This is a genomic window from Burkholderia sp. SRS-25 (genome assembly GCF_004343765.1).
GTDB classification, from domain to species: Bacteria; Pseudomonadota; Gammaproteobacteria; order Burkholderiales; family Burkholderiaceae; genus Burkholderia; species Burkholderia contaminans.
Genome location: NZ_PTXM01000009.1, coordinates 296,768 through 310,885 on the forward strand (window position 1 = coordinate 296,768; position 14,118 = coordinate 310,885).

Genomic DNA, 14,118 nt, shown 5'->3' on the forward strand with positions numbered 1-14,118 from the left:
GGCACCCGTGCGCATGTCGCACGGGTGCCGGCGTTTCGTTCGCCACGCGACGCAACCGGCGTCGCATCGCGTGCGCATCGACATCGACGTGCCTAGCCGTCCGACCGATCACGGGTGGCACGCGGCGGCGCGGCACGCGGGACCGGTTCGTCGTCGCGCGCATGCCTGCGTTGCCGCCCGACATGATGCGCGACGGCGTCGGTCACGGTCGGAAAGAAACAGGCGGGGCCGAATGCGTCGTACAGCCCGTAGGCGCGCAGGCGATCCTTCACCGGGCCCTTCATTTCCGCGAAGTCCAGCGCGATCTTCCGTTCCCGGAGTTCCTCGCCCAGCATCACGAGCCGGTCCGCGGCGCTGACGTCGATATCGGTGACGGGCTCGGCCGCGATGACGACGCGCGCAACCGGTGGCGCGGACTTCGCGATCGCCGCGTGCAGATGCTCGCAGAAAATCTCGACGTTCGCGTAGAAGAGCGGCGCATCCCAGCGGAACAGCAGGAGCCCCGGTATCAGCACGGCGTCCGGATGCCGCGCGACGTCGTGATAGCCGCGCACGCCGGCGAGCCGGCCCAGCACCGCATCGTACGGATGCCACGCGCGCCACACGAACGACAGCAGCGACAGCGCGCTCGCGAGCAGGATGCCGGGCACGACGCCCATGCCGATCACGCCGGCGAAGCACAGCACCGAAATCAGGCATTCGCCGCGGCGCATCCGGTACAGCCGCACGACGTTGCGGACGTCCGCGATGCCGAACGCCGCGTAGATCACGACGGCGGCCAACGCCGCGCGCGGCACGAGGGTCAGCAGCGCCGGGGCGGCGGCGAGCAGGAGCGCGATGCAGGCTGCCGCGACCAGATTCGTGACCTGGCTTTGCGCACCGGCGGCGATCGCGACGGGCGTACGCGATGCGCTGCTGCTGACCGCGCACCCTTGCATCACGCCGGCCAGCAGATTGGCGGCGCCCAGTGCGAGCAGTTCCTGGTTGCGGTCCGGCGTATCGCCCGCGCGAGTGGACAGTGCGCGCGACAGCATGCTGATGTCGGCGAACGACACCAGCGCGACCGCGATCGCGCCGGACGCAAGCGCGACCAGGTCGGCGACGGAGACGGCCGGCAGATGCGGTACGGGCGCGCCGGCAGGCAGGGCGCCGATCGTTGCCGCGCCGTGCAACGGCGGCACCTGCGCGACGACGGTTGCCGCCAGCACCGCGATCAACACGCCGGGCGCACGCGGCATCGTGCGTTTCATCAGGAAAATGATGGCGAGCGTACCGACGCCCAGCGCGCTCGCGGCAATGGAGAACCGGTGTCCGGAGAGCGCCTGCACGATGCGCGGCACGCTGGTGAACACGTCGCCGCCCGATACCGGCATGCCCAGCAGTTCCGGCAACCGGCCGATCGCGAGCGCAATGGCGATGCCGTTCAGGTAGCCGTACTGGATCGGACGCGACAGCAGATCGGTGACGAAGCCGAGGCTGAGCGCGCCGAGCAGGATGCAGATCGTGCCGGCCGACAGCGCCAGCGCGCCGGCGAGCGCGATGGCGCGCTGCGGATCGTGACCGGCGAGCGGGGCGATGGCGCCGGCAATCAGCGCGGCCAGCGCCGAATCGGGGCCGAGGACGAGGATCCGGCTCGGGCCGAGCAGCGCATACGCGAGCAACGCGGCGATCGACGCATGGAGCCCCGTGATGGCGGGCAGGCCGGCCGCCTCGGCATAACTCATGCCGACGGGCACCAGCACGGCCGACAGCGCGATGCCCGCGTAGAGATCACGCGGGAGCCATGCGCGACGGTAGTTCGCGAGCAGCGCGACGCCCGGGAACAGGTGGGCGACGCGGGCGGAAAGGGGCCGGTTCATGGCGGCTTCATGCCGGAGCCGTCCGGGCGAGCGGGAGGGCCGGGGCCGCCCGGCGCACGGTCGCCGGGATGCGGCCAGCCCGGGCAGACGTGCGAAACGGCAGGGCGACAGGGGTCATTGCGTCGGGCGGCAAGGCCGCTGCCGCTGCACCGAATGCCGGCGGCACGGCGATGCGCGGCTTCAAGCAGTTTCAAGCGGCCTCAGGCGGCCTTGCGCACCGACAGTTGCAGCGCCTGCGCGAAGCGCGCCAGCGTGGCGATCGATCCCGTCACGCTTTCGTACCGCTCGCGCCCGATCTGGCCGTCGAGGATCACGAGCATGCCGGCGTCGCGTGCGAGGGCGACGAGCGCCTGCGTGTCGAGCGCGGCTGCGTCGGTGCGGCCGGCCTGATCGCCCGGATCGGGAAGATGGGTAGCGTATGACATGACGACTCTCCTGAGGGCCCGGAATCCGGATGCCGCGCAGCCGTGATCCATGAATTCAGTATCGTTGCCGCGCCGGCGCGATTCAATCGGCATGCCCCGAAGCTGCGGTAGGAATCGTTCAGCGGGCGTCGGCAGATTCCTACATGGCACGCGGTTTCGGCTTCGTGCGGCGGCGCACCGGCCGCGCCGTGCGCCGCCGCGCATACCAGCCGCCGATCGCGCGCCAGATGTCGGGGGCGGATTCGCAGTACGTGAACAGGTCGAGATCGCTGCGGTCGATCATCCCTTCGTCGGCGAGGAAGGCCAGGTCCACCGCGCGGCGCCAGTACGCTTCGCCGACCAGGATGACCGGCAGCGGCGGGATCTTGCGCGTTTGCAGCAGCGTCAGGACCTCGAACAGCTCGTCGAACGTGCCGTAGCCGCCCGGGAAAAATACCGCCGCCTTCGCGCGTTCGAGCAGGTGCAGCTTGCGGATCGCGAAATAGTGAAACCGGAAGCAGAGATCGGGCGTGATGTACGGATTCGGCGCCTGTTCGCGCGGCAGCTCGATGTTGAAGCCGATGCTCGGCGCGCCGCGCTCGTACGCGCCGCGATTCGCGGCCTCCATGATGCCGGGGCCGCCGCCGGTGACGATGGCGAGCCGCGCGGTGCGCGTGCACCGGTCGGCGTGGCCGACGATGCGCCCGAATTCGCGCGCGACGCGGTAATACACGCTGTGCTCGACGAGCCGGCTCGCCGCCGCGACGGCACGACGCCGGCCCGCATCGTGCGGACGCGCCGCGAGCAGGCGATTGGCTTCGTTCAGCCGCGCGTTCGCGACGGCAGGAGCAACGATGCGCGTGCTGCCGTAGATCACGACGGCATGGCCGATGCGTTCGTTCTGCAGGCGTTCCTCGGCCTTCCAGTAGTCGAGTTGCAGCCGGATGCCGCGCATGCCCGTGCGCTGCAGGATGGTGGCATCGTCGTCGGCGGGCGTGCAGTTCGCGCGTTGCGCGTGCGGCGGCGCGCGACGCGGGCGGCGCCCGGCGTCGTCGTGGCCCACGATCGCGGCGGGCCGCGTGCGGGTGCGCCGGCCGCGCGTGTCCGCCGGCATCGGGTCGCCTGCAGTACGGCGGCGCGCTTTACCGCGTGCGGTACCGGCAGGAACGCGCTTGACGACGGTCGACATGAGCAGCGGGCGGCGGGCCGGTTACTGGCTGAGCACCCACTGCACGAGCTGGTGCGCGTCGTCGGCGGACAGCGGGCCGCCGCGATCCTCGGCGGACGGCATCGGCGTGTCGCCCCAGTGCACGCGGCCGCCGACGCGCAGCTTGCGTTCCAGTTCCGGCACGGCCGCCGGATCGCCGCGGTAGCGCTGCGCGATGTCGTGGAACGACGGCCCGAGGAACGTCATGTCGGACGTGTGGCAGAACATGCAGTGCTGCGCATTGACGAGATCGGTCGGCTCGGGCACGGCCGTCTGCGCGGTGGCCGGGTGGGCCGCCACGGCGATCACGCAGAAGGCGGCGTTACGCAGGAGGTTCATGTCGTTTTCCTTGTCGGGATCGGCAGGGCCGCATCGCGCCGCAGGGGCGCGCTCACGAGACGACTTCGTCGAGCGGGCGGCGCGGCGAGTGCGGCGTATGCGGGCCGCGCCCGACCCGCAGCAGCAACTGCGGTTCGCCGTGCAGCCCGAGCATGTGGCGCAGGTGGGCGCGCAGCCCGGCCGTCTCGATCGGCTGGTTCAGGTACGACGCGGTATAGCCTGCGCGCGTCGCGACGAGCAGGACGCGCTCCAGCGCCTGTCCGGCGGCGAGCCACGCGTCGCGATCGTCGCGCACGGTCGAGATGCATACGACCAGCGGCGACGCGCCGACGAGCTGGTGATGCAGCGCGGCCAGCCCGTTGCCGAGATCGAAGGTCCGTACCGCCATCGTCACGACGGGCGCCGCGAAATCCAGCAGCGTCGGCACGCCGGCCGCGAACGCCGGCATGCCGTCGGTGTGCCGGCGCGGATCGATCCAGCTCGCCAGTTCGCGCCTGAAGCGCGGGTCCGCGAACTGCTGCTGGTCGGCCTCCGCAACCAGCTCGGCCACCCGTGCGCGATTCGCGATCGAGTCGATGCAGGTGATCTCGGCGCCTTCCGCGACGCCGGCCGCGATCAGCTCGCGCTGAAGGTCGTCCGGCACGGCCGTCGATTCGAACGGCGCACGCGTCGTGACGCGCTCCGGGATCGCATCGAACAGCGCGCCGAGCGACGCGTCGGAATAGCCGTCGTCGCATACCCGGACCATCGCGAGCAGATCGGGATCGATGTCGGACGGAAACGTGCTGATCGTGTGGGCGAGCCCGGCGTGATCGAGCGCGACGCGCAGGTTGAGCAGGGCCGCCCCGCAGCTGATGATCAACTCGCGATCGAACGGATCGATGACGGGCAACGCACGTACACGATCCGCGCAGACCGCGATCGTGGGGCCGTCGACGATGAACCGCCACGGCTGCGAGTTGTGGCTGGACGGGGCCAGCACCGCGTAGGCCAGCAGCGACTTCAGGTATGCCTCGGGGTGGGCGCTCGCGGCTAGTGGGGGAACGGATATCATTCGATCATCTCCTGGTCGCCACACGTCGGGCGTGACGCCACTTCATCGTGTCAGCAACCGTCCGACCGCCGTTGACCCACATCAAGCGCCCGTCACCGGGCCATGCGTTCGCGACGCGGAGCGGCTAGCGTGGAGAGGTGAAGCGTACGCACCGGCGTGCGCAGGGGAGGCGAGCATGCTTGCGATGATGTTTGACGGCACGACACCGCATTTGCGCGAGGCGCGCGTGCCGGAGCCGTTGCCGGCGGCGGGCCAGTTGCTGATCGACGTACACGCATGCGGCGTATGCCGGACGGATCTCCACGTCGTCGACGGCGAGCTCGCGCATCCGAAACTGCCGCTGATCCCCGGGCACGAAATCGTCGGCACGGTGCGCGCGCTCGGCGCGGGCGTGACGGGCTTCGCGATGGGCGACCGCGTCGGTGTGCCGTGGCTCGGTTCGACGTGCGGCCATTGCGCGTATTGCGCGGCGGGCCGTGAGAATCTGTGCGACAGCCCGGGATTCACCGGCTATACGATCGATGGCGGCTATGCGGAGCGCACCGTCGCCGACCACCGCTATTGCGTGCATCTGCCGCGGCGCTACACCGATCTCGAAGCCGCGCCGCTGCTGTGCGCGGGCCTGATCGGTTATCGAACCTTGCGCATGGCGGGCGATGCGCGCCGCATCGGCATCTACGGCTTCGGCGCGGCGGCGCATCTCGTCGCGCAGGTCGCGCATGCCGAGGGGCGAAAGGTGTTTGCGCTGACGAAGCCCGGCGATACCGTCGCGCAGCAGCTGGCACGTTCACTCGGTGCCGCGTGGGCCGGCGGCAGCGACGAAGCGCCGCCCGAGGTGCTCGACGCCGCGCTGATCTTCGCGCCGGTGGGCGCACTGGTGCCGGCCGCGCTGCGCGCCGTCGACAAAGGCGGGATCGTCGTATGCGGCGGCATTCACATGAGCGATATCCCGGGCTTTCCGTACGCGTGGCTGTGGGGCGAGCGCCGCATCGTGTCGGTCGCCAACCTGACGCGTGCGGACGCGGTCGAATTCATGCGGGTCGCCGATGCGGTGCCGCTGCGGGTCGAGGCCGTGCGCTACGCGCTGACCGATGCGAATCGCGCACTCGACGACCTGCGCACCGGGCGTTTGTCCGGGGCGGCGGTACTCGCCATGCGCGGCTGATGCGCTCGCCGCGCGCGCCGCGCGGTCAGATTCGCCCGAGGCCTTCCGGATCGACGATGCGGATCTGCTTGCCTTGCGCGGCGACGAGCCCCTTGTGCTGGAACTTCGACATCATGCGGCTCACCGTTTCGAGCTTCATCCCGAGATATTCGCCGATCTCGTCGCGCGTCATCCGCAGCACGAATTCGGCGGCCGAGTAGCCGCGCGCCTTGAAGCGGGTGGAAAGGTTCAGCAGGAACGCGGCCACGCGCTGTTCGGCGGTCATCGTGCCGAGCAGCAGCATCAGCGCGGATTCGCGGACGATCTCGCCGCTCATCATCTGGTACACGTGATGCTGCATCGGCCGTACTTCGCGGCACATCTGCTCGAGCTGGCCGAACGGAATGATGCAGACCGTGCTGTCCTCGAGCGCGATCGCGTCGCCGTTGTGGTGCCCGGTGTGCACGCCGTCGAGCCCGAGCGATTCGCCGACGATCTGGAAGCCGGTGATCTGCTCGTCGCCGTCGCGATGCATCACGATGGTCTTGAACGATCCGGTTCGGACCGCGTAGATGCTGTTGAACGCATCACCCGCGCGAAACAGCGTTTCGCCGCGCCGGACGTGCCGCGTCGTGCAGATCATCGCGTCGACGCGCGCGAATTCGTCAGGAGAAAGGTCGGCCGGCATGCAGACGGTACGCAACGCGCACGTCGAGCAACGGGACGCGGCGCGCTTCGGTTGCTCCGCCTGTTCGACGGGGTGCAACGGGATGAACGGGCGTAACGGCATGGTCGGCGAAACTTCGGCATGGCTCTGCATGATCGGCTCCAGTATGTTGAGGACAGCGGCGAGCCGCCGTGGGCGGGATCGCGCTGGTGGTAGCGCCCGCGGCCCTGACGGTTGCCGCACTCATGGTGAAGAACCGCGCCGGACGAGCCGGGGGACCTGTCCCGACGGCGATTGCCGCCTTTGCTCCGCGAGGCGCGTGCTTGTTTTTCTTGATCTGGAGTATGGATGTTGCGCGGCGTCAAGGAAATCAGCAGCGATTGAAGATGCAGTAGGTCGCATTGAAGCGATGTAGGCGGTTTCCTACACGGATGCGGCATTTTGTCCGGGCCGACGCAAGGGCGCACCCGTCGTGCGCCGGAGCCGCCATCAGAGCTCGTCCGGGTCGTCGAACAGCTTGTGGCGCATCGCATAGCGCACGAGCGCCGTGTCGTTCGGCATCTGCATCTTCTCGAGAATCCGCGTCTTGTAGGTGCTGACCGTCTTGACGCTCACGCACAGCGCCTGCGCGATTTCGGAGATCGACTCGCCGGTGGTCACTCGCCGGAACACGTCGAATTCGCGGTCGGACAGACGCTGGTGCGGCAGCAGATCGGTCGGCTCGTTCAGGCTCTGCGCGAATTGCTCGGCCATGGTCAGGCTGACGTAGACGCCGCCCGCCGCGATCTTGGTCAGCGCCGCGACCAGCTCGGCGCTCGCGCTCTCCTTGGTCATGTAGCCGGACGCACCGGCGCGGAACGCGCGCACCGCGTATTGCTGCTCGGCATGCATCGTCAGCACGAGGATATGCAAGGCCGGCTTCTCGTCCTTGATCTGCTTGATGAGTTCGACGCCGTTGCGGCCCGGCATCGACAGGTCGAGCACCAGGACGTTCGCGGAGGTATCCCGCACGAGCGCGATCGTGGACCCGCTGTCGCGCGCTTCGCCCGCGACCTCGAAGCCGCTTGCGCTCTGCAGGATGTGCCGCAGGCCGTCCCTGACGAGGGCGTGGTCGTCGGCGATGAGTACCCTGATCATGACAATACGTCTCCTTGCTGGATGGCGTGAAGCGGCAGCGCCACGGTAATCGTGAACCCCGTTCCGGGCCGGTTGTCGATCGTCACCGTGCCGTCGAGCATGTGTGCGCGTTCACGGATGCCGATCAGCCCGAACGACGGACGATCGCGCTCGTCGCGGGCGCTCTCCGGGGCGCCGTGGCCATTGTCCGCGATGCGCAGCACGCAGTAGCCGTCGTCCACTTTCAATGCGAGCGTCACGTGCGTCGCATCGGCGTGGCGCGCGACATTGGTGAGCGCTTCCTGCACGATGCGGAACAGCGTCGTGGCACCGGCGCTGGTGAACGCGGTATCGACGGGGGCGATGTTCCGGTCGACCGTGATCCGGTAGCGATGCGTGAAATCGTTGACCAGCCACTCGATCGCCGGGATGAGGCCCAGGTCGTCGAGCATCACCGGCCGCAGATCGGCCGCGATGCGCCGCACCGACGCAACGGTCGAATCGATCAGGCGGTGCATGCCGCCCAACTGCTCGCGCACGCCGGTGTGAGGCGCGACGATGCCCGCGAGCCCCAGTTCGACGGCGGAGAGATCCATCTTGAGCGCCGTGAGTTGCTGGCCGAGGTCGTCGTGCAGTTCTCGCGCGATCCGCGTTTTCTCTTCCTCGCGCACGTTCTGCAGGTTGGCGGACAGGTCGCGCAGTTCCTCGCGCGACTGCTTGAGCGCATTTTCCGCCCGGACGCGCTCGGTGACGTCGCGCAGCATGACCGTGTACAGCTTGCCCGTGCCGTCGCGAATCTGCGATATCGACGCCTCGATCGGAAACTCCGAGCCGTCGCCGCGCAGGCCGAACAGCACGCGCTGCTGTCCCATCTGTCGCTCCGACACGCCCGTCACGCCGAATTGTTGGACGTGCCGCGTGTGCGCGGCACGGAAGCGCTCGGGGATGAAGCGGGAGAGCGGCGCGCCGATCGCCTCCATCGCGGAGACGCCGAACACGCGTTCCGCCGCCGGATTGAAGATCACGATCGTCTGGCCTTCATCGACGGTAATGATGGCCTCCATCGACGACCGGATGATGCCCATCATCCGGGCCTCGGTCGGCTGGCCGTCGCCGGCGGGGACGGCGCCCGACGTTTTCCTGACGGCGACCTGCCGCACGAGGGCGGCCAGTATCAGCGACAGCGCGATTCCGGCCGCCAGCGCGGCCATCGCGGCGCCGGACGTGTCGGGGGCCGGCGCACTGTAGCGCAGCGACAGCGGTGTGCCGCCGAACGTCAACGCATCCGTTCGCGTGAGCCCGTCGCGGGCGGCGGTGGCGTCGCCGCCGCCGAAGCCGCCGGAATAGACGGGGGCCGCCGGGTTGTCGGCCGTGATTTCCATGTGCAGGCGGTCCAGGACCGATGGATCGACAAGATGCTCCGGATCGAGCGCCGCATAAACGTATCCGGTCGCACGCGCATGCCGCGGCCCGGACGAAGCCCCGTCTTCAGCGTTCGCATAAATCGGCAGATACAGCGTCAGCGTCGTGCGGGCGATCGTCGTGTCCGAGCTGTCCTGGATGGCATTCGCCGCCAGCGCGATCTTGCCGGTTTCTGCCGCGCGCTGCAGCGCAAGCCGGGTTGCCTGATCGTCGCCGTCGGCGCTCGGTTCGATTCTTCCAAGGCTGCGGACGGGCGACTGCAAACCGTCCAGATTGAGACCGGCGAGGTAGCGTCGCCACGCGTCGCCCGACTGAGGCACGGCCAGCGTCGACGCGAAGCCGCGCGCGCCGCGCAACACGGCGGCGGCGCCGAGGAGGCTGCGCCGGAGATCGGCCGTCGCGAGCGTCGCCGATTGCGCGAAGCGTGCCTGGGCGGCTTCCTGCCCCTGGTTCTGCAGATGCCGGGCGCACGCAAATGACGCAGCCAGGCCGAGCGCCAGCGTCAGCAGCGCGGCCAGGGGCGCGTATCGCGCGGGCCGAGACCCGCGCGGAGCCGGCCCGGCCTTGAAGGAGGACGCATTGACTGTCATGGCCGTTCATCCTGACGGATTTCGCCGGCGGCTGGCGGGCGGCGGCCCGGACGCGAGGCACGAAACGCGGGGCGGGCCGAAACTGCGATGTCGCCCGAAATTGTGCGCGTTTTGTCTGGATTCGCCAATCGGGACCGGTGCGTATGCCGGCTGCCGTCCGGGCTTGACCGGCGTCAACCGGATGGCGCGCGTCGGGCCCAGACTGGTTTGGCATTCCAGTCAAAACCCAACGGCACCAGGGAGGCATCATGTACGCACGGATCTTTGCAGCACTCGACGGCAGCCGCAGTTCGCGGCTGGCGCTCGACGAGGCGATCGCGCTTGCTCGCGATTCGGGCGGCCTGATCGTCGCCGTATGCGTGGTATCGGACGCGCCGCGACTGACGGACGTCGACAGCGGCTATATCGACCAGCGCGACCCGGCGGGGCTGGATGCGGACAAGGCCGCGATCGCGGTGGCGGACGCGGAGACCGCGTTTCGGCTGTGCGGCGTGCGCGGCACCGCGCACACGATCGACGCGTGCGGCGAGGATGTGTCGTCCGTGCTGGCGCGAGCGGCCGCGGAATGCGACGCGGACCTGATCGTGATGGGCACGCACGGGCGCCGCGGCGTGCGCCGCGCGGTGCTCGGCAGCGTCGCCGAATCGCTGGTGCGCACCGCCGACCGGCCGGTGCTGGTCGTGCGCGAGGGGCAGGGCGCGTGCGCGGCCGTGCTGTGACCGACGAGGGCAGCCGTTGGAGGCTGCCCCGTCGTCAGGCGTGCGGCGTCAGTGCGACAGCAGTACCGGCACCGTCATCGTCTCGAGGATGGTGCGCGTCGCACCGCCCAGCACGCGTTCGTGCATGCGCGCATGGCTGTACAGGCCCATCACCAGCAGATCCGCATGCAGGTCGGTCACCCGGTTCAGCAGTGTCGCGCCTACGCCGACCGAGCGGTCGCGCGGCGTCGTCGAGAACGACGCGCGCACGCCATGCCGTTCGAGATACGCGGCGACGTCGACGCCCGCCGGCGTCTTGTCCGGATCGGGCTGGCCGCGCACGACCGTCTCGACGTTGACGAAGCGCGCGCGGGCCAGCAGCGGCAGCGCATCGGCCATCACGCGGGCGGCTTCGCGCCCGCCGTCCCAGCCGATCAGCACGTTCTCGCCGATCGTTCGCACGTCGCCCGCGTAGGGCACGACGATCGCCGGACGGCCGCTGCCCATCACGACATCCTCGACGAAATGGCGCGCCACGTAGGTCAGGCGATCGTCCGGGTCTTCCTGGCCGAGGATCAGCAGGTCGGCGTGGCGCGCGTGCAGGATGGCGGCGGCGGTCGCGTCGCCGGCCGGCGCCTGCCATTCGACGCTGCGTCCCGCGCGCTCGGCGGCCATCAGGAATTTCTCCTCGGCCTCCTTGCGCCGCTGGTCGCACAGGCGTTCGTACACGGCCAGTTTCAGCGGTTCGTCGGGCCGCCGCAGCGGCTCGAGGAGATCCTGGCAGACCACGTAGAGGCCGATCAGATGCGCATTCCAGCGCGCCGCGAGTTCGAGTGCGAGGTCGACGCGGGTCGCGCAGCGCTCGCTGTCGTCGAGATGGACGAGCAGGGTCTTGTAGCTCATGACGGCTCCTTTTCGGTGGATGCGGCGGCGGTCTCGGCAGGTTTTCCGGACGGGCAGGCCGCCGGAATCATCAGCACCGGGCACGTGGCCAGGCGCAGCACGCGCTCGGCCACGCTGCCGAGGAAGAGGCGCTGAACGCCGCGCCGGCCGTGCGTGCCCATGACGATCAGGTCGGCCTCGATTTCGTTGGCAAGACTGACGATCCGGTGCGGGATGTCTTCGCCCGCCGGCGCGACGTTGCAGATCTGCGGCGTGCCGGCGACGTCGCGCGCCTTCAGGCGTCGCGCCGCGTCCTCGGTGACGCGCAGCCCTTCTTCACGAAAGGCGTCGATCAGGATCGACGGATCGTAGCCGTACATGTCGTAGGCCGGCACGAGGAAATCGACGACGTAGACGGGAGTCAGCCGCGCACCCGTCTCCGACGCGATGGCCAGCGCGGCGTCGAGTGCACGGGACGACGTGTCGCTGCCGTCGAGTGCAACCAGAATGTTCGAGTACATGGCATTTCCCTTGAACGGATGTGGATGAGATCATCATCGGCGCGCGCGCGCCGGTCGCGCTGATCTGGATCAAGCGTCGCGGTTGGCGCGCAGCACCCCGACCGCGGCGCGCGCGGCGATCCACGCTTCGTTGGCCGGCTCGACGACAACCGTGACCGCGCTCGACGCGGACGACACGACCGGCGCATGGTCCGCGTTCGCGCCCACGTCGATGTCGATGCCGAGCCAGCCGAGCGCCGCGCAGATCCGCTCGCGCAACACGGCCGAGTGCTCGCCGATGCCGGCAGTGAAGACCAGCATGTCGAGGCCGCCGAGCAGCGCGACGAGCGCACCGGCTTCGCGCACGATGCGGTGGACGTAGAGTGTCAGCGCATCGCCGGCGAATGCATCGCCGGCGGCTTCGCACGCCAGCAGCACGCGCGGATCGCCGGAAGCGCCCGACACGCCCTTGAGGCCCGACTCGTGATAGAGCATGTGGCCCAATGCGTCGGTGGACAGCTTGCCGGCCTCGAGCAGGTGCAGCACCACGCCGGGATCGAGGGTTCCGCAGCGCGTGCTCATCATCAGCCCGTCGAGCGCCGAGAAGCCCATCGTCGTCGCGACGCTGCGGCAGTCGCGCATCGCGCACAGGCTGGCGCCGCTGCCGAGATGGGCGGCGATCACGCGGCCGTGCGCACGCGCGCCGAACCGCTCGTCGAGCGCGACGGCCAGGTATTCGTACGACAGACCATGGAACCCGTAGCGGCGCACGCCCTGGTCGAACCATGCATGCGGCAGCGGCAGCAATTGCTCGGCGCGCGGCAGTGTGCGATGAAACGCGGTATCGAACACGGCGACCTGCGGCACGTCGGGAAACGCGTCGCGCAGCGCGTCGATCGCATCGAGGCTGTGCGGTTGATGCAACGGCGCGAGCGGCGTCAGCGTGCGAAGCGCGTCGAGCACCGCGTCGTCGACGACGATCGGGTCGACGTACCGGGCACCGCCATGCACGACACGGTGTGCAATGGCGCCCAGCGCGATATGCGGCAGTTGCACGCGGATCCACATCGCGACCTGCGCGAGCACCGCACGGTATGGATCGCCCGTGCGCAGCGGCAGCGTGCCGCCCGGGGCCGCGTCGAAGCGGATCGACACGCCGTTGCCGGTTTCGATCGCTTCACCCTCGTGCAGCGGCCGCCGCGCGGGATCCCCGTGCGGCGGATATGCGAACACCGCGAACTTCACGCTCGACGAACCGGCATTGACGACGAGCAGCGCGAGCGTACGCATCGATCGATTCAGTGCGACATCAGCACCGGGAGCGTCATCGACGCGAGCACCGTGCGCGTGGCGCCTCCCATGATCAGTTCATGCCAGCGCGGATGCCCGTACGCGCCCATGACCAGCAGGTCGGAACCCGTTTCGTAAGCGCGCGACAGCAGCGTGTCGCCGACCGACGCGCCGGTACCGGTGTCGATATCGAGCACGTTCACGTCGCGCGCATGGCGTGCCAGCATCAGCGCGGCATCGGCGGCCGGAATGCGTGTGGTCGCCGCTTCGGAATCACCGTCGACCACGGCGGCGACCGTCGTGCGCTTCGCATGCTCGAGGAACGGGAGCGCGTCGTGCGCGGCGCGGGCCGCTTCGCGGCTGCCGTCCCAGGCGACGAACACCCGTTCGCCGATCGACGGGAATTCGCCGGTGTAGGGCCAGAACAGCACCGGGCGCCCGGCGGACAACACGAGGTTCTCCGGAAACTGGTCGTCGATGTAGGTTTCGGGATCGTTCGGGTCGCTCTGGCCCGCAATCACGAGGTCGGCAAGACGAGCGGCACGCGGCACGGCCACATTCGCGCGCTCGTCCGCGCGAACCCAGGTGGCCGGCACTTTGGCCCGCGCGGTTTCCGCATGGAACAGGCGCTCCAGTGCGCCGAGCCGCTCGTCGCGTTGTTCGCGGTGCGCGCGGAAATAGTCTGCGGAACCGGCCATCACGTAGAACGAATGCGGCTCCGGCGTGTAGACCGCGTACAGCCCGGTGAGATGCGCACCGAAGCGCCGGGCAAGACGCAACGCCAGCTCGAGACGCGAATGCGCGCGGGTGCTCGTATCGAGGTGCACGACTAGGCTTTTGTAGCTCATCGGAATCGCTCCATCGACGGGTGATCCGCCAGTGCAATCCAGTCTACGAAGCAGGGTTTCCGCGTGCTTGACTCAGATCAACGGGTGCCATGCGCCAC

The 14,118-nt window shown here is 69.3% G+C and carries 14 protein-coding genes; 2 read left to right on the plus strand and 12 right to left on the minus strand.

The genetic code is table 11. The features are described 5' to 3' along the window. Positions 1-92 precede the first annotated feature (92 nt). The 5 genes from C5O79_RS14895 to C5O79_RS14915 all read right to left on the minus strand — a co-directional run bounded on the left by C5O79_RS14895 (position 93) and on the right by C5O79_RS14915 (position 4,863). Positions 93-1,859 carry a SulP family inorganic anion transporter gene (locus C5O79_RS14895; RefSeq protein ID WP_122478729.1) on the minus strand — a complete coding sequence of 589 codons (1,767 nt, stop codon included), beginning with the start codon at positions 1,857-1,859 and terminating at the stop codon, positions 93-95. A 200-nt stretch (positions 1,860-2,059) separates the two neighbouring features. Then, a complete protein-coding gene (locus C5O79_RS14900; protein ID WP_046546559.1) occupies positions 2,060-2,284 on the minus strand; it encodes a hypothetical protein in 225 nt (74 codons plus the stop codon). A 139-nt stretch (positions 2,285-2,423) separates the two neighbouring features. Beyond that, positions 2,424-3,377, minus strand: a complete 954-nt coding sequence (locus tag C5O79_RS14905; protein WP_174242184.1) for a TIGR00730 family Rossman fold protein — start codon at positions 3,375-3,377, stop codon at positions 2,424-2,426. A 96-nt stretch (positions 3,378-3,473) separates the two neighbouring features. Further along, positions 3,474-3,809, minus strand: a complete 336-nt coding sequence (locus tag C5O79_RS14910; protein ID WP_122478733.1) for a c-type cytochrome — start codon at positions 3,807-3,809, stop codon at positions 3,474-3,476. Between the two features lie 52 nt (positions 3,810-3,861). Next, entirely contained in the window at positions 3,862-4,863 is a 1,002-nt protein-coding gene (locus tag C5O79_RS14915; protein WP_104012777.1) for a nitroreductase family protein, read from the minus strand. Positions 4,864-5,038: 175 nt separating this feature from the next. On the opposite strand from C5O79_RS14915, the gene C5O79_RS14920 reads away from it, so the two are divergent. Further along, the gene (locus C5O79_RS14920) at positions 5,039-6,028 is read left to right on the plus strand and encodes a zinc-dependent alcohol dehydrogenase family protein (protein WP_122478735.1); all 990 of its coding nucleotides are present in this window, start codon (positions 5,039-5,041) and stop codon (positions 6,026-6,028) included. Positions 6,029-6,053: 25 nt separating this feature from the next. On the opposite strand, the gene fnr is transcribed toward C5O79_RS14920, so the two are convergent. The 3 genes from fnr to C5O79_RS14935 all read right to left on the minus strand — a co-directional run bounded on the left by fnr (position 6,054) and on the right by C5O79_RS14935 (position 9,802). Next, on the minus strand, positions 6,054-6,827 hold the full coding sequence (gene fnr, locus C5O79_RS14925; protein ID WP_122478737.1) for a fumarate/nitrate reduction transcriptional regulator Fnr: 774 nt from the start codon (positions 6,825-6,827) through the stop codon (positions 6,054-6,056). A 336-nt stretch (positions 6,828-7,163) separates the two neighbouring features. Beyond that, complete coding sequence (locus C5O79_RS14930) at positions 7,164-7,811, minus strand: response regulator transcription factor (RefSeq protein WP_046546564.1); 648 nt, start codon at positions 7,809-7,811, stop codon at positions 7,164-7,166. Further along, positions 7,808-9,802 (minus strand): PAS domain S-box protein, encoded by a 1,995-nt coding sequence (locus tag C5O79_RS14935; protein WP_122478739.1) that lies wholly within the window; start codon positions 9,800-9,802, stop codon positions 7,808-7,810. Before C5O79_RS14935 ends, C5O79_RS14930 begins: the two co-directional genes overlap by 4 nt. A 248-nt stretch (positions 9,803-10,050) precedes the next feature. On the opposite strand from C5O79_RS14935, the gene C5O79_RS14940 reads away from it, so the two are divergent. Continuing rightward, positions 10,051-10,521, plus strand: a complete 471-nt coding sequence (locus C5O79_RS14940; protein ID WP_047852883.1) for a universal stress protein — start codon at positions 10,051-10,053, stop codon at positions 10,519-10,521. A 48-nt stretch (positions 10,522-10,569) separates the two neighbouring features. Here the strand turns inward: C5O79_RS14940 and C5O79_RS14945 are convergent, their stop codons facing one another. The 4 genes from C5O79_RS14945 to C5O79_RS14960 all read right to left on the minus strand — a co-directional run bounded on the left by C5O79_RS14945 (position 10,570) and on the right by C5O79_RS14960 (position 14,020). Next, complete coding sequence (locus tag C5O79_RS14945; RefSeq protein WP_122478741.1) at positions 10,570-11,403, minus strand: universal stress protein; 834 nt, start codon at positions 11,401-11,403, stop codon at positions 10,570-10,572. After that, positions 11,400-11,903, minus strand: coding sequence for a universal stress protein (locus C5O79_RS14950; protein ID WP_122478744.1), 504 nt, complete (start codon positions 11,901-11,903; stop codon positions 11,400-11,402). Before C5O79_RS14950 ends, C5O79_RS14945 begins: the two co-directional genes overlap by 4 nt. 69 nt (positions 11,904-11,972) lie before the next feature. Next, positions 11,973-13,172 (minus strand): acetate/propionate family kinase, encoded by a 1,200-nt coding sequence (locus C5O79_RS14955; protein ID WP_122478746.1) that lies wholly within the window; start codon positions 13,170-13,172, stop codon positions 11,973-11,975. Positions 13,173-13,180: 8 nt separating this feature from the next. Next, a complete protein-coding gene (locus tag C5O79_RS14960; RefSeq protein ID WP_104012781.1) occupies positions 13,181-14,020 on the minus strand; it encodes a universal stress protein in 840 nt (279 codons plus the stop codon). Positions 14,021-14,118 lie beyond the last annotated feature (98 nt).

Excerpts from the sequence above, each read along its gene's own strand:
- C5O79_RS14895 (WP_122478729.1), bottom strand. The coding sequence starts at position 1,859 with ATGAACCGGCCCCTTTCCGCCCGCGTCGCCCACCTGTTCCCGGGCGTC.
- C5O79_RS14900 (WP_046546559.1), bottom strand. The coding sequence starts at position 2,284 with ATGTCATACGCTACCCATCTTCCCGATCCGGGCGATCAGGCCGGCCGC.
- C5O79_RS14905 (WP_174242184.1), bottom strand. The coding sequence starts at position 3,377 with ATGCCGGCGGACACGCGCGGCCGGCGCACCCGCACGCGGCCCGCCGCG.
- C5O79_RS14910 (WP_122478733.1), bottom strand. The coding sequence starts at position 3,809 with ATGAACCTCCTGCGTAACGCCGCCTTCTGCGTGATCGCCGTGGCGGCC.
- C5O79_RS14915 (WP_104012777.1), bottom strand. The coding sequence starts at position 4,863 with ATGATATCCGTTCCCCCACTAGCCGCGAGCGCCCACCCCGAGGCATAC.
- C5O79_RS14920 (WP_122478735.1), top strand. The coding sequence starts at position 5,039 with ATGCTTGCGATGATGTTTGACGGCACGACACCGCATTTGCGCGAGGCG.
- fnr (WP_122478737.1), bottom strand. The coding sequence starts at position 6,827 with ATGCAGAGCCATGCCGAAGTTTCGCCGACCATGCCGTTACGCCCGTTC.
- C5O79_RS14930 (WP_046546564.1), bottom strand. The coding sequence starts at position 7,811 with ATGATCAGGGTACTCATCGCCGACGACCACGCCCTCGTCAGGGACGGC.
- C5O79_RS14935 (WP_122478739.1), bottom strand. The coding sequence starts at position 9,802 with ATGACAGTCAATGCGTCCTCCTTCAAGGCCGGGCCGGCTCCGCGCGGG.
- C5O79_RS14940 (WP_047852883.1), top strand. The coding sequence starts at position 10,051 with ATGTACGCACGGATCTTTGCAGCACTCGACGGCAGCCGCAGTTCGCGG.
- C5O79_RS14945 (WP_122478741.1), bottom strand. The coding sequence starts at position 11,403 with ATGAGCTACAAGACCCTGCTCGTCCATCTCGACGACAGCGAGCGCTGC.
- C5O79_RS14950 (WP_122478744.1), bottom strand. The coding sequence starts at position 11,903 with ATGTACTCGAACATTCTGGTTGCACTCGACGGCAGCGACACGTCGTCC.
- C5O79_RS14955 (WP_122478746.1), bottom strand. The coding sequence starts at position 13,172 with ATGCGTACGCTCGCGCTGCTCGTCGTCAATGCCGGTTCGTCGAGCGTG.
- C5O79_RS14960 (WP_104012781.1), bottom strand. The coding sequence starts at position 14,020 with ATGAGCTACAAAAGCCTAGTCGTGCACCTCGATACGAGCACCCGCGCG.